At 56.4% G+C, this 18,940-nt stretch carries 10 protein-coding genes and 5 rRNA genes; all 15 read right to left on the bottom strand.

The window, feature by feature from the left end; all coding sequences use genetic code 11:
• Positions 1–114 precede the first annotated feature (114 nt).
• The 15 genes from alsE to ACSYSS_RS08090 all read right to left on the bottom strand — a co-directional run bounded on the left by alsE (position 115) and on the right by ACSYSS_RS08090 (position 18,554).
• Positions 115–858: a D-allulose 6-phosphate 3-epimerase gene (alsE, locus tag ACSYSS_RS08020; protein ID WP_491703491.1), complete on the bottom strand. Its 744-nt coding sequence runs from the start codon at positions 856–858 to the stop codon at positions 115–117.
• Positions 859–929: 71 nt separating this feature from the next.
• Entirely contained in the window at positions 930–2,048 is a 1,119-nt protein-coding gene (locus tag ACSYSS_RS08025; RefSeq protein ID WP_491703492.1) for a PTS fructose transporter subunit IIC, read from the bottom strand.
• Positions 2,049–2,093: 45 nt separating this feature from the next.
• Positions 2,094–2,405, bottom strand: a complete 312-nt coding sequence (locus tag ACSYSS_RS08030; protein ID WP_491703493.1) for a PTS fructose transporter subunit IIB — start codon at positions 2,403–2,405, stop codon at positions 2,094–2,096.
• Positions 2,406–2,464: 59 nt separating this feature from the next.
• Positions 2,465–2,947, bottom strand: coding sequence for a PTS sugar transporter subunit IIA (locus tag ACSYSS_RS08035; protein ID WP_491703494.1), 483 nt, complete (start codon positions 2,945–2,947; stop codon positions 2,465–2,467).
• Positions 2,947–3,387 carry a hypothetical protein gene (locus ACSYSS_RS08040; protein ID WP_491703495.1) on the bottom strand — a complete coding sequence of 147 codons (441 nt, stop codon included), beginning with the start codon at positions 3,385–3,387 and terminating at the stop codon, positions 2,947–2,949. The genes ACSYSS_RS08035 and ACSYSS_RS08040 overlap by 1 nt, the downstream gene beginning before the upstream one ends.
• 8 nt (positions 3,388–3,395) lie before the next feature.
• Positions 3,396–4,961 carry a BglG family transcription antiterminator gene (locus ACSYSS_RS08045; RefSeq protein WP_491703496.1) on the bottom strand — a complete coding sequence of 522 codons (1,566 nt, stop codon included), beginning with the start codon at positions 4,959–4,961 and terminating at the stop codon, positions 3,396–3,398.
• 449 nt (positions 4,962–5,410) lie between these two features.
• Complete coding sequence (locus ACSYSS_RS08050) at positions 5,411–6,349, bottom strand: aldo/keto reductase (RefSeq protein WP_491703497.1); 939 nt, start codon at positions 6,347–6,349, stop codon at positions 5,411–5,413.
• Between the two features lie 214 nt (positions 6,350–6,563).
• Positions 6,564–6,680: ribosomal RNA gene (gene rrf, locus ACSYSS_RS08055) — 5S ribosomal RNA — on the bottom strand.
• A 164-nt stretch (positions 6,681–6,844) separates the two neighbouring features.
• Positions 6,845–9,911 (bottom strand): 23S ribosomal RNA (locus ACSYSS_RS08060).
• 405 nt (positions 9,912–10,316) lie between these two features.
• Positions 10,317–11,839, bottom strand: a 16S ribosomal RNA gene (locus ACSYSS_RS08065).
• Together the 16S, 23S and 5S rRNA genes form the textbook arrangement of a ribosomal RNA operon.
• 1,028 nt (positions 11,840–12,867) lie before the next feature.
• Positions 12,868–13,320 carry a GNAT family N-acetyltransferase gene (locus ACSYSS_RS08070; protein ID WP_491703498.1) on the bottom strand — a complete coding sequence of 151 codons (453 nt, stop codon included), beginning with the start codon at positions 13,318–13,320 and terminating at the stop codon, positions 12,868–12,870.
• 79 nt (positions 13,321–13,399) lie between these two features.
• Positions 13,400–14,395, bottom strand: coding sequence for a lipid II:glycine glycyltransferase FemX (locus ACSYSS_RS08075; protein WP_491703499.1), 996 nt, complete (start codon positions 14,393–14,395; stop codon positions 13,400–13,402).
• Between the two features lie 194 nt (positions 14,396–14,589).
• Complete coding sequence (locus ACSYSS_RS08080) at positions 14,590–15,033, bottom strand: GNAT family N-acetyltransferase (protein WP_491703500.1); 444 nt, start codon at positions 15,031–15,033, stop codon at positions 14,590–14,592.
• A 173-nt stretch (positions 15,034–15,206) separates the two neighbouring features.
• Positions 15,207–15,323, bottom strand: a 5S ribosomal RNA gene (rrf, locus tag ACSYSS_RS08085).
• A 164-nt stretch (positions 15,324–15,487) separates the two neighbouring features.
• Positions 15,488–18,554, bottom strand: a 23S ribosomal RNA gene (locus ACSYSS_RS08090).
• Between the last annotated feature and the right edge of the window lie 386 nt (positions 18,555–18,940).

The following is an 18,940-nucleotide window of genomic DNA, read 5'->3' on the forward strand; positions in this document are numbered from 1 at the left end:
TCAATATATAAAACCGGTCCGGGCGGCCACATGCGAACGACCGCCAGAACCTGGTTTCAACCCCGTCGCACTTCACGGCGGGAAATCCCTATCGATGCGGAGACTGTTGCCCCCTCACTTCCTGCAGTCGGGCATGCCCGTATCGAACCTGTAGCCGGTGGACTGTTCATACTCACCGACCATCTGCTTCCAAGAATCCGCGATGTTGTCGGTCAAACCGAAGAGCCCACTGCGACCGATCACATATACGTCGGGATCGGCGTCCGAAATCATCTTCCAATGCGCCAGATTGGTTGAGCCATCCATCTGGATGCGGTACTTGTAGCCCTTCTCCTCACGCAGCCTACGCAGCTCAACGATCTTGTCGAGGCACACCTGGAGGAAGCGCTGACCGGCAAAACCAGGATCGATGGTCATCACCATCACACTGTCGAGCTGGTCGATGAACGGCATCAGTGAGCTGACCGGGGTCTCGGGGTTCATCACTATGCCGGCCTTGAGCCCAGCGTCATGAATCTGATCGATGAGCCTGAACGCCACACCGTTGGTCACCTCCACCGGCATACTGATCTCCTCGCACTTGATGTCGATGAGCTGTTGCACCCAGAACGGCGCGTCCGTCACCATCAAATGCGCGCTCATGGGCAGCTTCGAAATCTTGCGGGTCTGCTCGATGAACCACGGCGAAAGCGTGATGTTCGGCACGAAATGGCCGTCCATGATGTCGATGTGATATTGGTTGACCCTGGTGTCGAGGAAGGAGACCTGCTCCTTGAACTGATCGAGATCCATGGTCATGAGCGAAGGCGCAAGCGCGATCGGCCGATCTTTGAGGTTTGACTTCGAGACTTCCGACATAGAATTTCCTTTCGATTGATTGCAACAACGGGTGCCGGCACACCGCGGCACGCCGGCACCCGTCGACGCCGTTACATGACCTGGATGTCGTCCAAGTCCAGGTCTTCCTCATCTTCGGCGGTGGCAGGGCCGGCCTGCTCGCTGCCTTCGGGGATGTTCTTCTTGATCAGTGCATAGACCACGCCTGTCACCAGCACGTTTGCCGCGATGGCCAGCAGACCGACCCACCACAGGGATCCCATGGTCGGCAGCATGAGGAAACCACCGAACGGCACCGTTGCACCCTTGGCGCCGGTCATGGACATGAGGATGGCGCCTTCGCAAACGCCACCGCAGGCCGCGGCGATGACACCACGGACGATGTCGTTCATCACAATCGGGATGGTGCCTTCGACGATGTTCACCACGCCCATCGGCACGGACGACTTCAAGGTCTCCACCTCTTCGTTGGTGTAGATGCGCTTACGCAGCAGCTTGGCCACGAGGTACGCAAAGCCAAAGCCGATCGGGGTGGCGGTGTTGGTCAACTGCAAAGCGGTGACCGGGCCGTTGATGCCCTGTGCCTGAAGCGTCAAGCCGAATGCGAACACGGTCTTGTTGATCGGGCCGCCGAAATCGACGATGCTCAGGCCCCCGATGACGCCGCCGAGCACCAGGTTGGAGGCGCCGTTGAGGCTCTTGAGCAGACTGGTGAGCCAGTCGGTGAACCAGGAGACCGGGGTGCCGATGATGTAGACCATGATCAGGCCGCTGACAATGGATGCCAGGAACGGCACGATCAACGTCGGCATCAGGCCCTTGGCCCAATTCGGAACCTTCACGTACTTGAGCACCGCGAAGGCAAGCCAGCCGGCGATGTAGCCACCGATCATGCCGCCGATGAAGCCGGCGCTAATGGACACAGCCGCAAGGCCGGTCACAAAGCCGGGGGCGATGCCTGGCTTGCCTGCAATCGAGAAGGCAATGCCAGTGGCGATGATGACAGGCAGCAGACCCAAAGCCTTGCCACCAAGAGTGGCGAGCGCCTGCCAGAAATCGAACTTGCCCATCACGAGCGCATCCTGGCTCTTGCCTCCGAATGCCATGCCGATGGCGATGATGAAGCCGGCACCGCACACAATAGGAATCATGTACGAGATGGCGGTCAGGAGGTGACCCTTAAAATTCGCTTTTTTCCAAAAATCCTTCATGTTAACTTCTTTGTCTTGTGTTACTTGTTATTCCGCCCGATGCTGTTACTTCGCAACGATTTCATGAAGCTTGGCAATGAGCTTGTTCGGGGACTTGATGGCGGTGTCGGTGGAGACCTTCACCACTTTCTTGCCCTTGAAGCGCTCTTCGTCGGCAATCTTGATGTCGACGGCCAGAATCACAACGTCGGCTGCGGCGATGTCTTCCTTAGTCAACGCATTCTCAATGCCGATGGTGCCCTGGGTCTCGATTTTGATCTCGTCGCCCTTGGCCTCAGCGGCATCCTGGAGCTTCTGTTGCGCCAGGTACGTGTGTGCGATGCCGATCGTGCACGCGGTCACTCCTACAATTTTCATATTGTTCTCCTTTGATGAACCTTGCTAATATGAAACTTTGATATCTCTGATACGAATGCTCACCGGCCGAGCAATGCCGATTTGACGTCATCGACACTCTTGGCGGCAATGAGCGCATTGACCACATCCGCCTTCGCAAGCCTTCTGGCAAAGAGCGAGAGCAGCTTGAGGTGTCGCTTCGATCCTTCGTCGTCAGCGCCCACTGCAAAGAGCACCACGACCTTCGCCCCCGTATCGTCCAAGGACTCCCATGCCACTTCGTCGTGAAGAATGGCAATGGCCACACCGTTGCGTTGCACAGTGTCGCTTCTGCCGTGCGGTATGGCAACATGCCCGCCGATGCCTGTGGCCCCCTGTTGCTCACGCTCATGGACGGCGTTGATGAATGCATCCACATCGGCGATATAGCCCGCGGACTGAAGCCGGGCGGCCAATTCCTTGAATACATCTTCCTTGGAAGTCGCCACCAAATCGGTCACTATGGTCTTGGTGTCAAGCACCTCCGCGAGTGCCGCCGCATCCATACCCGTAGTATCTACCATTATTCCCCTTCCGTCAGCACTAGATGCTGAACTTCCTGTTGTGTGCCATTGGCCAATACCGCCAACACTCCTTCATCCGCCATCTCGTGGTACAGCGTCTGTATCTGCATGCCGTCTTCCCTGCAGAGCCTTGCAGGAACGACGGTCACCAACATGCGGTTGAAATCTTGTTTTCGCGGTGCCGCGATGTCGAAATGCAACTGGTCTGCGAACTTTAGGTACAGCAACACCGCATCCTCTGCATCATCGCTTTGTGCATGCGGATTGGGAAATCCTGGAGCCAGCATCACGTCACCGGCCCTGCAGCGGTTCTCAAGCAAAACCGCCAGCGCCGCACCGCTATGAACCAGACCCAACCCGTAAAGATAGTTTCCGGCCGCCTGCAGCACCTGCGTCATATTGCGGCACTGTGCCATCTGCGGATCCTCCCACAACACCATTCGCCTCATCATTGACGTCCTCGCTGTTCTTGTGGCTCTTGCTGCGCGAATGTCTTGGATTGAAGAATCTCGTTGGCTACCAGTTCGAGCCGCTGCTGATCCTCAATAGTGAGCATGGCACTGACCACGAGCACCCGCACATCGAAGTCCTCACCCAGGTCCACCGTCGAAACCACCAAATCAGTCTCAGGGTGCTTATCTATCTCCTTCTGCAAATCCTTAGCAGCCACGGTTTGCAAAATGTTAAATGTAGAGAATCGCCGCTCAATCTTGCCTCTGAGCAGCTGCGCCGTACCCAAACCCGTTGTGCATACCAGCATGATGTTGATCTTCGGGCGGGCATTGTCGTATGCATTGGCAAAATAGACCGTAATGAACCCGACTTCTTCATCGCAGATGTCATTAAGCGAGAATTGCTCAACCATTCGGGCACATACCGACTTGACCGTGGCGTACAAATCAGGGTATTCGAGAATAATCTGTTCCAAGAGGTTGTTGTTTACCCTGATTTTGTTTTGCAAACGGTTGAGCAGCGGCTTCATATGCTTCGCGAGATTCAAGAAGAGAGTGTCCACATCGATGTTGTGGTGGGGCAACGCGGCTGTCACCTCGTTGATGAGGTAGTGCGTCACTTCCCCCACTATCGGCGGAATCGTATATGTTCCCGACTGCCGGGCATCAATACGAGACGACGAAAGGTATTGGTAGAGGTAATACATCTCGACTTCAGGGAGCTGAGCATTAAGATATTCATTGATGTCATCGATGACTGAACGGCAAATCTGTTTCCACGCCGGATCCTGGTCGAGCTCCTCGCGGGCCTGGGCGGGATACTCCTCTGACGGCATCACTCCGACCTCACGGTATCGTTCAATCAGTATGTACAGATGGGTGAAGAGGTTGACGCTATACGGATAGGGGATTTCAGCATCCGTCAGCTTTTCGATATTGCCAAGCAGCTGCTGAACGAACGCTACGTCACGTTGCTGGACGAGTTGGTTTGGCTGAAGAAAACGACCAGTCTCCATAACGTTCGAGCTGGAAAGCAAATCGCATATGGCCCTACGAATATCGGACTCCGAGCCATCAATCCAAATAATGTCGCCGCTGCGCACCACTTTGCACTCATATTTGCCCAGCACACCACGCAATTTGTGGATATCCATCGAAATCGCGGATTCACTGATGAAGTATTGACCCCACAACGTTGTAATGCGATGCTGCTGAGGCGAAGTCATCAACAGTTTTTTCAGTATCTCGTCCCTGCGCTCAACAGACGTAAGACGACTTACCCGATTGCGTTCATCATGGTTGACCTTTGATGGGGTCGCCAGCGTACCGGGATTGGTCGCTGCCAACGACTCCGACCTTTGATATGGCTGTGCCAAGCGGTATCCGCGCCCACGGCGTGATTCGATCACCGCAAATCCAGAATTCGAATCATTGATCTGTTTGACAGTACGACCAACCGTACGTGTAGACACATTGAAAACGAGAGCGATTTCGGAAGCCGGTACAAAATCCCGTCGGTTCGCTAGATAATCAACAACTGATTGTTCGCAAAGCGCCATCATCGACCTCCTTAGAGATTACATGGTACTGAAATCTCTGTAGGGATTGCCTTACGCAAACACAGGATCAAGTCAATTGACAATGGACATTTTCTCAACAAGGTAATAGGCATTTGAATCCAAACAATCTAGACATTTTAATTTATTATGATGGATATAATCAGCAACCAAATATATCGTTCGTAGCAGGCGGAGCCATGGCCTTCAATGCTCATAGCAGAAAATTTCCGCATGATGAAATAGATATGAAGCCGCTTATCTGTGAATTATTCGGTGACTATTGTGCACTATCCGGAACGTTTAGATTTTTCCCGTTCGAGCATGAAAAAGCCCGCACAGTAACAACCATGCGGGCTTTTATCCGACTGTAAAGAATCCCTTTCGAATCGCAACACAGTCATAAGGCGAGCAGTGCACAATCAGCACACACTTCGCCTCGCGCGAAGCGTTGCCTACGGCAAATCGTTTCCGGCTGAAAGATACAGGTCGTACCACTCCTGTGCGCTGAGCTGCACATCTGCACCTTGTGTCATCTGCACGATGCGCTTGGGAGTCATTGAGCCTATGAGCACCTGCATCATTGCCGGATGACGCAGAATCCAGGCCACTGCTATGGCATTCTTATTAGTGCCGTGTCTATTCGCCACGGTTTCCAGCATGGCATTGAGTTCAGGAAACTTCGGATTATCCATAAACACACCATCGAAAAATCCCGTCTGGAATGGGCTCCAAGCTTGGATCGTCATATTTGTCAGCCTGGAGTAACTAATGAGTCCACCGTCATGGTCAAGGCTTGCGGCGTCGTCCATATTCACATGAAACTCCTGCTGAATCATCCCGGTGTGGCCAAGACCAAACTGCAATTGGTTCACCTCGAGTTTCTGCCCCACCGCGCTTTGAAGCATCTCAACTTGCATGGGGCTGACGTTGCTGACACCAAAGTGACGAACTTTGCCGCTGTTCTGCAACTCGTTGAAGGCTTCGGCCAGTTCGTCCAAATCGACAAGCGTATCTGGTCTGTGCAAAAGCACAAAGTCAACATAATCCGTCTGTAGATTGTTCAATTCATCATCAATGGCTTCCAGCAAATGCTGCTTGGAAAAGTCGTACCGGGTAATCTTGTCGGTTTGGGGATTACGATAAATCCCAAATTTGGTCTGGATGTAGATTTTCTCTCGTTCCACCCGCAAATCTTTGAGGGCCTGTCCAAGTCTTCTACTGCTCTCCCCAGCGGCATAGCCATCGGCAGTATCGAAAAAATTAACGCCCTCAAGCAACGCAGTGGAAACAATTTCCCGAGCATCCTCCGGAGATTTACCATCGATGCGCATGACGCCTAAAGCCACTCGTGATGCGTTGACGCCTGATTGTCCAAGTTCGGAATATTTCATTGCCCCACCCAACCCTTTCTTTGAGAATCAGAACATACAATCCTGTTCAAGTCAAGTATATGTGGAAAATGGGATATAGGCGCCGCCATCGGGCACGCGGGGTAAGGTCGGGGTGCCGGTCTGTTTCGGGTGTGGGGTGCCGTCTCGCGTGTGTGGTTCCATGCGGGAGGGCCCCGCATGGAACCATGTCCATGCGGGGCCCTCCCCAAGTGTGGTGCGGCGGCGTGCTACTCTCCCACATCCTTCCGGGTGCAGTACCATCGCCGTGCCAGGCCTTAGCTTCCGGGTTCGGAATGGGACCGGGCGTCTCCCCTGGGCTGTGGCCGCCGCAAATCTTCAGTTGTACGTCCCGCGCGCACGCGGGGGAATCCGCGGCGGTTCGGGGACCGGACAGGGGACGCGATCGTGATGCAGGCCGTCTTGTGACCTTGTGCGCAGAGTGTGTATGATGCTTACTTTCCATGAGAGGCACCCACGCCCGATCCGGGAATCGGATGTGTTGTCGTCTCTCGGCCGTTAGTACCGGTCGGCTCCACCCCTCGCGGGGCTTCCACGTCCGGCCTATCAACCAGGTGTTCTGCCTGGGGCCTTCCACGCCTCGAGGGCGTGCGGAACACTAATCTTGGAGCGGGCTTCCCGCTTAGATGCTTTCAGCGGTTATCCCTCCCGAACGTAGCCAACCGGCCATGCCGCTGGCGCGGCAACCGGCACACCAGAGGTTCGTCCACCCAGGTCCTCTCGTACTATGGGCAGGCCTCCTCAATGTTCCAACGAGCGCAGAGGATAGAGACCAAACTGTCTCACGACGTTCTGAACCCAGCTCGCGTGCCGCTTTGATCGGCGAACGGCCGAACCCTTGGGACCTGCTACAGCCCCAGGATGCGACGAGCCGACATCGAGGTGCCAAACCATCCCGTCGATATGGACTCTTGGGGATGATCAGCCTGTTATCCCCGGGGTACCTTTTATCCGTTGAGCGATGCCGCGTCCGTACGCCGGCACCGGATCACTATCCCCGACTTTCGTCCCTGCTCGACCCGTCGGTCTCGCAGTCAAGCTCCCTTGTGCGATTGCACTCAACACCCGATTGCCAACCGGGCTGAGGGAACCTTTGGGCGCCTCCGTTACTCTTTGGGAGGCAACCGCCCCAGTTAAACTACCCGCCAGGCACTGTCCCTGACACGGATCACGCGTCGAGGTGAGACGCCAGACGGCGGCAGAGCGGTATTTCACTAACGGCTCGCCCATGGCTGGCGCCATGGGGTCGAAGCCTTCCGCCTATGCTACACAGCCGCCGTCTAACGCCAATACCAAGGTATAGTAAAGGTCCCGGGGTCTTTTCGTCCTTCTGCGCTTAACGAGCATCTTTACTCGTACTGCAATTTCGCCGAGCTCCTGGTCGAGACAGTGGGGAAGTCGTTACGCCATTCGTGCAGGTCGGAACTTACCCGACAAGGAATTTCGCTACCTTAGGATGGTTATAGTTACCACCGCCGTTTACCGGGGCTTGAATTCACCGCTGCCCCCGAACGAGTCGGGATGACGGATCCTCTTAACCTTCCGGCACCGGGCAGGCGTCAGTGCATATACAGCGGCTTGCGCCTTCGCATGCACCTGTGTTTTTGGTAAACAGTCGCTACCCCCTGGCCTGTGCCACCCCCCTACGCCCCGGGCGCGAAGCCCATCACGAGAGGGGGTCTCCCTTATGCCGAAGGCACGGGAGTGATTTGCCGAGTTCCTTGACCAGGATTCGCTCGATCGCTTTGGTATACTCTACCTGACCACCTGTGTCGGTTTGCGGTACGGGCGCCGCACGCCCTCACGCCGAAGCTTTTCTCGATCACGGGATCCACCGGATTCGCCCCATAAGGGACCCACCGTCACGCCTCGCCCCGAACTCCCCCGGATTTGCCTGGGGGAGGGGCCGCACGCTTGACCACGGACTACCACCGCCGCGGCCGGCCTACCCGTCATGTCACTCCTGCGCTGCCCTACTACACGGTCTGTCCCAACCACCACGCATCCGCACCCCCGAAGGGGAGCATCCGCGAGGCGGGAGGTTAGTACCCACGCCTCGGACCTGTCGGTCGTACGCCGGTACGGGAATATCGACCCGTTCGTCCATTCGACTACGCCTGTCGGCCTCGCCTTAGGACCCGACTCACCCGGGGACGATGAACGTGGCCCCGGAACCCTTGGTCATCCAGCGGACGGGATCCTCACCCGTCTCTCGCTACTCATGTCTGCATTCTCACTCCCCAGCAGTCCACGGACGCTTCCGCGCCCGCTTCGCCCCGCTGGGGACGCTCTCCTACCCAGTATGAAATACTGCCGCGTCTTCGGTGGCGTGCTTGAGCCCCGCTACATTGTCGGCGCGGAACCACTAGACCAGTGAGCTGTTACGCACTCTTTCAAGGATGGCTGCTTCTGAGCCAACCTCCTGGCTGTCGATGCGACTCCACATCCTTTCCCACTTAGCACACGCTTGGGGACCTTAGACGACGGTCTGGGCTGTTTCCCTTTCGACGACGGAGCTTATCCCCCGCCGACTCACTGCCGCGCTCGGCCCGATGGTATTCGGAGTTTGGTTGCCGTCGGTACCCGCAAACGGACCCTCAGGCATCCAGTAGCTCTACCCCCACCGGGGAACACGCGACGCTGCACCTAAATGCATTTCGGAGAGAACCAGCTATCACGGAATTTGATTGGCCTTTCACCCCTAGCCCCAAGTCATCCCCCCAGTTTTCAACCTAGGTGGGTGCGGTCCTCCACGCGGCCTTACCCGCGCTTCAACCTGCTCAGGGCTAGATCATCCCGCTTCGGGTCCAGGACACGCGACTGCCACGCCTCATTGAGACTCGCCTTCGCTACGGCTCCCCCACACGGGTTAGCCTCGCCACATGCCACTGACTCGCAGACTCATTTTTCGATAGGCACGCCGTCACCCCATAACAAGGCTCCGACGGTTCGCTGGCGCACGGTTTCAGAAACTGTTTCACTCCCCTCCCGGGGTGCTTTTCACCTTTCCCTCACGGTACTAGTACGCTATCGGTCAGACAGATATATTCAGGCTTTGCCCAACGGTCTGGGCTGATTCACACGGAATTCCTCGTGGACCGTGCTACTCGGGAGTCACGATCGGACCGGAGCGCGCCTTCGGCTACGGGGCCATCACCCTCTGCGGCCCTGGATCCAACCAGGTTCGCCTACCACGCTCGCTGTCGTCCGCCGGCCACGTCGGAGGCCGGACACATGATCCCACAACACCCCACGCGCAACGCCCGACGGCTGTCACACGCATGGGGTTTAGCCATGATCCGCTTTCGCTCGCCACTACTCACGGAATATCCTTTCCTGCAGGTACTGAGATGTTTCACTTCCCTGCGTACCCTCCACGCCCATACGAGCGGGTGCCGGCCCATGACGGCCGGCGGGTTGCCCCATTCGGAGACCCTCGGATCACAGCCGGCTTGACGGCTCCCCGAGGCTTATCGCAATCTGCTGCGTCCTTCATCGGTACTGTCTGCCAAGGCATCCGCCATGCGCCCCCAACAACGACACACACCATGCAAACACATGGGATGCACGCCATGGGACCTCACACGAAAAACACCAGACAACACTATATTCTATCGCACAAAATGATCACAAAACGATCGACCGGACCCCCTAGAAACAGGGCCCAGCCATTAAAATTGCATCACAAAGCAAGGAAAAATCCTTGCTCGCGTCCACTATCCAGTTCTCAAACCACCGCACACCCACACGCCACGCGACGCCACACAGGACGACCGCAGCACATGGGGCGCAGACCGCACCAGGCCAACGCCTGGGGTGACGGTCCGGGGACCCAAAAGCATGTCCGCACCACAAAGCATCCGAACGTTTCCACACCAGCAGGACCGCCACGGGAGCATCCCATGGGGTCCGACACCGGCCACCAGACAGTGGCCTGAACTCTCCGTAGAAAGGAGGTGATCCAGCCGCACCTTCCGGTACGGCTACCTTGTTACGACTTAGTCCCAATCGCGAGCCTCACCTTAGACGGCTCCGCCCACAAGGGTTCGGACACCGGCTTCGGGTGCTGCCCACTTTCATGACTTGACGGGCGGTGTGTACAAGGCCCGGGAACGCATTCACCGCGGCGTTGCTGATCCGCGATTACTAGCGACTCCGCCTTCACGGAGCCGGGTTGCAGGCTCCGATCCGAACTGAGACCGGTTTTCAGGGATCCGCTCCGCGTCGCCGCGTCGCATCCCGTTGTACCGGCCATTGTAGCATGCGTGAAGCCCTGGACGTAAGGGGCATGATGATCTGACGTCATCCCCACCTTCCTCCGGGTTAACCCCGGCGGTCCCCTGCGAGTTCCCGCCATGACGCGCTGGCAACACAGGGCGAGGGTTGCGCTCGTTGCGGGACTTGACCCAACATCTCACGACACGAGCTGACGACGACCATGCACCACCTGTGAACCGGCCCCGAAGGGAGGCCCCATCTCTGGGGCTGTCCGGCACATGTCAAGCCCAGGTAAGGTTCTTCGCGTTGCATCGAATTAATCCGCATGCTCCGCCGCTTGTGCGGGCCCCCGTCAATTTCTTTGAGTTTTAGCCTTGCGGCCGTACTCCCCAGGCGGGATGCTTAACGCGTTAGCTCCGACGCGGAACCCGTGGAACGGGCCCCACATCCAGCATCCACCGTTTACGGCGTGGACTACCAGGGTATCTAATCCTGTTCGCTCCCCACGCTTTCGCTCCTCAGCGTCAGTGACAGCCCAGAGACCTGCCTTCGCCATTGGTGTTCTTCCCGATATCTACACATTCCACCGTTACACCGGGAATTCCAGTCTCCCCTACTGCACTCCAGCCTGCCCGTACCCGGCGCGAATCCACCGTTGAGCGATGGACTTTCACACCGGACGCGACAAGCCGCCTACGAGCCCTTTACGCCCAATAAATCCGGATAACGCTTGGACCCTACGTATTACCGCGGCTGCTGGCACGTAGTTAGCCGGTCCTTATTCGAAGGGTACACTCACTCTCGCTTGCTCCCCAACAAAAGCGGTTTACAACCCGAAGGCCTCCATCCCGCACGCGACGTCGCTGCATCAGGCTTGCGCCCATTGTGCAATATTCCCCACTGCTGCCTCCCGTAGGAGTCTGGGCCGTATCTCAGTCCCAATGAGGCCGGTCACCCTCTCAGGCCGGCTACCCGTCGAAGCCTTGGTGGGCCGTTGCCCCGCCAACAAGCTGATAGGACGCGACCCCATCCCATGCCGCCAGAGCTTTCCCACACCCCCATGCAGGGGCGCGGAGCATCCGGCATTACCACCCGTTTCCAGGAGCTATTCCGGAGCACGGGGCAGGTCGGTCACGCATTACTCTCCCGTTCGCCACTCTCACCATAGTGCAAGCACCATGGATCCCGTTCGACTTGCATGTGTTAAGCACGCCGCCAGCGTTCATCCTGAGCCAGAATCGAACCCTCCACAAAAAACATTGCAGAAAGAATCCTCAACAGACTCTCACAATAATCATTGACGGGACCGTTTGAATAAGGATCAAACGGTCCACACTAAAAAACCCCGACACCCCTTGGCGCCCCCTCGGACGACCCCGGCCAACAGGCCAAGGCGGACATCGGACTGGCATTCAAAATACTTGAAAAAGTAGTACAGACACACTCTTGAGTTCTCAAACCACCACCACACCAACAAGTTCAATCTATTTCGAAGAAATATTGTCGCTGTCAGGCAGCAAAGGAATAATTTACTAGATTCCGTCTACTTACGCAAGTAGCACATCTATAAATTTACAAAAACACTTGCAAACATTAGCCTTCATCGGCGTGTCGAATTCACGCGAATAATGATTTTCTTACTCCAGAAAAGCGATACGATGACGAAATATTTTCTTGTATTTCTTTCACTACGGTGTGTCGCCATCTTTTTTCGACCTCTCAGCTTTGCGTTACCCTGCATTCTTGATAGCACCCTGCGCACAGTAAAAAATCTTTTCTTAAAACACAGCTTACACAGCCACAGGTTTACTTACCTATCATGTTTACCCACCTATTTTTAACAAACCTTCCTGTTTCCTGCGGATTCAATCTAATCGCAACCTCATTTGAGAAATTATCCGATGCAGTTAGAAGGCTCACGGCATTCCTACCATCATTACCGAATTTCGGCATAAGCGCTGCAGCCTTGGTTTTTCAAGGCAATATTTTCCAGCAAAGCCACATTATTTTTCCCAATGTTAGGCAAACAATCGCATCAGCAGCATTCCGTATTTTGATGGCCCGCTACGCGAGCCACATACTACGTCTACTTGCATCGTCTGCTCTGTGCATTGATTCTAATTAATTTTTTACGGACGAAGTAAAAATAAAATCCGATAATGGACATTATGTCGTAATCTTGGCGGTCAATCACCACACGCCTTCGAACAGCGCACACAGCGGCATTCAGTCTTTCGATTTTTGTTTACTCTCGCTCATTCATCGCGGGAATCTGCTCCCGTCTATTGCGCAATAGTGGCTGAATACTTCATGATGATCTCGCCTTTATGAAGTTCACCGGTGGGGCGAAAACCCATCTTGGTGTAGACGTACTCCGCACGCGTATTGCCGGGAACGTATGAGAGCTCCAGTGAATCATGCGACGTATCTTCATTCAACTCATCAATGAGAATCTTCAAGGTCTTCGTCCCATAATCCTGGTTCACGTACTCTTCAGGTATCAGAAACCTGGCGATGATTCGCGTGCTCTTGGCCGGAACATCATACGTAACCACGAAACCCACCAACTCGTCATCGCTGTAGATGGCGCGCGGACGAACCACATACTTGTCTCGGTAGAGCCAAGCCTCGGCAAGCGAAACGCTGTTGGGAGATACGTACTCTTCGCCGTCAGGACGTTTCTGGTCAAGCACCTCATAAAAGTTATGGCGATCTATCGGCTCGAGATGCACCATGTTGCCTTCTTCAAAAAATTGAGTTTTAAACAAATCTGGATAGTAGACGCGCATTGGCCGTGCAAGTTGCGGCTTTCAGTCACCGATCACGGAGGCGTTTGGCCGTCACCAAAGCCGTATAGAACGTATTTCTCAAAGGTATGTCACGATTGGGGGCCACCGGGGTGGTTTCTGCAGTGAATTTCGTCTTGAACTCATTGAGCCCCTTGAGGCTGGGCGCGAAATCGTCACCGATGCCCATCATGTCGTAGCTCTCCACACCCTTGTTCGCACCGAGATCGCAGCATTCGAAATACACAAGTTTGTCTGTGACGTGCTGGCGCATGCTGGCGTTTCGGCTGGCACCGTAGTAGCGCACACCACGGGTGCCTGAAATCGTGACTATCGACCAGGTGACCACCCGGCCGTCGATGCGACCGGCGTAGACACGGCAGTGCTCAGGGCCAAGGATCCGGATCATATCCTCATAGTCGGAGCATGGAGCTGGATGGAAACCATCCCTATTGCCGGTCTCCTGCATGACATCGTAATATTCCTCGAACGAAACCGCAGCCTTGTCGGTTTCATCTGCACATTGTGCAGGACTTTCGCGCAGCGACTTACGCACATCGCGGCGTCCTCTGGATTTCATCCTCCTGAGGATCTCATCGTCTCCGCCGGTCACATCGATAATGACGGTCTGGTCGTAGGAAATGGTCGACAGCACTGGGCAACACAAACTCAAGTCGGAATATGTCGAAATCCTTAAAAATACCTGCTTATGATCTTTCTTATGGACATATTGAGTCAATGCCTCAAGCACAGCCTTTTCAGACTCAGGCGACGGCGTCTTTACCCAGACAGGTGCGTGTAACGCATGCAGCGAGTGATAGCCATGAGTCCTGTAATCAGTGAGATTTACCAACGCCAATGTTTGCTCATTGTCTTTGATGGCTACGGCTCCCCACTCAGTTCTCCCCTCAATGGTCTCCTGATAATTCTGCCAAACCTTGGTTTGCTCAATGGGAAGCAAGATACCCAATTGAGCTGCTTGGTTTTCGAGTTCGTCCACACTAATCTGTTGGACATGAATCATTACAGTCCCCCGTAAGAAATCGAATATGTTAAAGCCGAAATATCAGTATAGCCTATAGCGTTCGTTGAATGTAAATTCCGACTTAACGTGCAATTGAAAGTAAAAGCGGCAAAACGGTAAATGGCCGAAAAAAAAGAACATTGAATCAGACTCAAATTGCTTTTGCTGACAACAGACATTATGTAGGTATTATGTCAGCGCACATCGTACTTCATGACGATTTCACCGTCATCGATCGCACCGGTGGCACGAAAACCGGCTTTCATATACACGTGCTCGGCAGCCGCATTGCCAGGCACATAAGAAAGCACCAGCGAATCAAAAGCCGGATCTGCTCGTACCTCTGAAATGAGAAGCTCCAATGCACGTGAGCCATAACCGTGGTTTACGAATTCCTCAGGTATGAGGATCCGCCATAGATCGCGCGATCGCCTGGCACAATCGTCATGAGTCATCACGAATCCGACAAGCTGATCGTCGTTGTACAACGCGCGAGGCAATACGGTGCCTTCGTTGCGGTACAGCCATGCCTCGGCCAAGGAAACGCTGTTGGGCGCCACATACGGCTCGCCTTCAGGCCTCTGAAGGGAGAGGACCTCGTAAAAGTTACGATGGTCTATCATCTCAAGATGAATCATAACGGCCTGTCCTTAGAACGTTACAAAATGGGATATAGGCGCCGCCATCGGGCACGCGGGGTAAGGTCGGGGTGCCGGTCTGTTTCGGGTGTGGGGTGCCGTCTCGCGTGTGTGGTTCCATGCGGGAGGGCCCCGCATGGAACCATGTCCATGCGGGGCCCTCCCCAAGTGTGGTGCGGCGGCGTGCTACTCTCCCACATCCTTCCGGGTGCAGTACCATCGCCGTGCCAGGCCTTAGCTTCCGGGTTCGGAATGGGACCGGGCGTCTCCCCTGGGCTGTGGCCGCCGCAAATCTTCAGTTGTACGTCCCGCGCGCACGCGGGGGAATCCGCGGCGGTTCGGGGACCGGACAGGGGACGCGATCGTGATGCAGGCCGTCTTGTGACCTTGTGCGCAGAGTGTGTATGATGCTTACTTTCCATGAGAGGCACCCACGCCCGATCCGGGAATCGGATGTGTTGTCGTCTCTCGGCCGTTAGTACCGGTCGGCTCCACCCCTCGCGGGGCTTCCACGTCCGGCCTATCAACCAGGTGTTCTGCCTGGGGCCTTCCACGCCTCGAGGGCGTGCGGAACACTAATCTTGGAGCGGGCTTCCCGCTTAGATGCTTTCAGCGGTTATCCCTCCCGAACGTAGCCAACCGGCCATGCCGCTGGCGCGGCAACCGGCACACCAGAGGTTCGTCCACCCAGGTCCTCTCGTACTATGGGCAGGCCTCCTCAATGTTCCAACGAGCGCAGAGGATAGAGACCAAACTGTCTCACGACGTTCTGAACCCAGCTCGCGTGCCGCTTTGATCGGCGAACGGCCGAACCCTTGGGACCTGCTACAGCCCCAGGATGCGACGAGCCGACATCGAGGTGCCAAACCATCCCGTCGATATGGACTCTTGGGGATGATCAGCCTGTTATCCCCGGGGTACCTTTTATCCGTTGAGCGATGCCGCGTCCGTACGCCGGCACCGGATCACTATCCCCGACTTTCGTCCCTGCTCGACCCGTCGGTCTCGCAGTCAAGCTCCCTTGTGCGATTGCACTCAACACCCGATTGCCAACCGGGCTGAGGGAACCTTTGGGCGCCTCCGTTACTCTTTGGGAGGCAACCGCCCCAGTTAAACTACCCGCCAGGCACTGTCCCTGACACGGATCACGCGTCGAGGTGAGACGCCAGACGGCGGCAGAGCGGTATTTCACTAACGGCTCGCCCATGGCTGGCGCCATGGGGTCGAAGCCTTCCGCCTATGCTACACAGCCGCCGTCTAACGCCAATACCAAGGTATAGTAAAGGTCCCGGGGTCTTTTCGTCCTTCTGCGCTTAACGAGCATCTTTACTCGTACTGCAATTTCGCCGAGCTCCTGGTCGAGACAGTGGGGAAGTCGTTACGCCATTCGTGCAGGTCGGAACTTACCCGACAAGGAATTTCGCTACCTTAGGATGGTTATAGTTACCACCGCCGTTTACCGGGGCTTGAATTCACCGCTGCCCCCGAACGAGTCGGGATGACGGATCCTCTTAACCTTCCGGCACCGGGCAGGCGTCAGTGCATATACAGCGGCTTGCGCCTTCGCATGCACCTGTGTTTTTGGTAAACAGTCGCTACCCCCTGGCCTGTGCCACCCCCCTACGCCCCGGGCGCGAAGCCCATCACGAGAGGGGGTCTCCCTTATGCCGAAGGCACGGGAGTGATTTGCCGAGTTCCTTGACCAGGATTCGCTCGATCGCTTTGGTATACTCTACCTGACCACCTGTGTCGGTTTGCGGTACGGGCGCCGCACGCCCTCACGCCGAAGCTTTTCTCGATCACGGGATCCACCGGATTCGCCCCATAAGGGACCCACCGTCACGCCTCGCCCCGAACTCCCCCGGATTTGCCTGGGGGAGGGGCCGCACGCTTGACCACGGACTACCACCGCCGCGGCCGGCCTACCCGTCATGTCACTCCTGCGCTGCCCTACTACACGGTCTGTCCCAACCACCACGCATCCGCACCCCCGAAGGGGAGCATCCGCGAGGCGGGAGGTTAGTACCCACGCCTCGGACCTGTCGGTCGTACGCCGGTACGGGAATATCGACCCGTTCGTCCATTCGACTACGCCTGTCGGCCTCGCCTTAGGACCCGACTCACCCGGGGACGATGAACGTGGCCCCGGAACCCTTGGTCATCCAGCGGACGGGATCCTCACCCGTCTCTCGCTACTCATGTCTGCATTCTCACTCCCCAGCAGTCCACGGACGCTTCCGCGCCCGCTTCGCCCCGCTGGGGACGCTCTCCTACCCAGTATGAAATACTGCCGCGTCTTCGGTGGCGTGCTTGAGCCCCGCTACATTGTCGGCGCGGAACCACTAGACCAGTGAGCTGTTACGCACTCTTTCAAGGATGGCTGCTTCTGAGCCAACCTCCTGGCTGTCGATGCGACTCCACATCCTTTCCCACTTAGCACACGCTTGGGGACCTTAGACGACGGTCTGGGCTGTTTCCCTTTCGACGACGGAGCTTATCCCCCGCCGACTCACTGCCGCGCTCGGCCCGATGGTATTCGGAGTTTGGTTGCCGTCGGTACCCGCAAACGGACCCTCAGGCATCCAGTAGCTCTACCCCCACCGGGGAACACGCGACGCTGCACCTAAATGCATTTCGGAGAGAACCAGCTATCACGGAATTTGATTGGCCTTTCACCCCTAGCCCCAAGTCATCCCCCCAGTTTTCAACCTAGGTGGGTGCGGTCCTCCACGCGGCCTTACCCGCGCTTCAACCTGCTCAGGGCTAGATCATCCCGCTTCGGGTCCAGGACACGCGACTGCCACGCCTCATTGAGACTCGCCTTCGCTACGGCTCCCCCACACGGGTTAGCCTCGCCACATGCCACTGACTCGCAGACTCATTTTTCGATAGGCACGCCGTCACCCCATAACAAGGCTCCGACGGTTCGCTGGCGCACGGTTTCAGAAACTGTTTCACTCCCCTCCCGGGGTGCTTTTCACCTTTCCCTCACGGTACTAGTACGCTATCGGTCAGACAGATATATTCAGGCTTTGCCCAACGGTCTGGGCTGATTCACACGGAATTCCTCGTGGACCGTGCTACTCGGGAGTCACGATCGGACCGGAGCGCGCCTTCGGCTACGGGGCCATCACCCTCTGCGGCCCTGGATCCAACCAGGTTCGCCTACCACGCTCGCTGTCGTCCGCCGGCCACGTCGGAGGCCGGACACATGATCCCACAACACCCCACGCGCAACGCCCGACGGCTGTCACACGCATGGGGTTTAGCCATGATCCGCTTTCGCTCGCCACTACTCACGGAATATCCTTTCCTGCAGGTACTGAGATGTTTCACTTCCCTGCGTACCCTCCACGCCCATACGAGCGGGTGCCGGCCCATGACGGCCGGCGGGTTGCCCCATTCGGAGACCCTCGGATCACAGCCGGCTTGACGGCTCCCCGAGGCTTATCGCAATCTGCTGCGTCCTTCATCGGTACTGTCTGCCAAGGCATCCGCCATGCGCCCCCAACAACGACACACACCATGCAAACACATGGGATGCACGCCATGGGACCTCACACGAAAAACACCAGACAACACTATATTCTATCGCACAAAATGATCACAAAACGATCGACCGGACCCCCTAGAAACAGGGCCCAGCCATTAAAATTGCATCACAAAGCAAGGAAAAATCCTTGCTCGCGTCCACTATCCAGTTCTCAAACCACCGCACACCCACACGCCACGCGACGCCACACAGGACGACCGCAGCACATGGGGCGCAGACCGCACCAGGCCAACGCCTGGGGTGACGGTCCGGGGACCCAAAAGCATGTCCGCACCACAAAGCATCCGAACGTTTCCACACCAGCAGGACCGCCACGGGAGCATCCCATGGGGTCCGACACCGGCCACCAGACAG

Source organism: Bifidobacterium sp. ESL1118 (genome assembly GCF_058505595.1).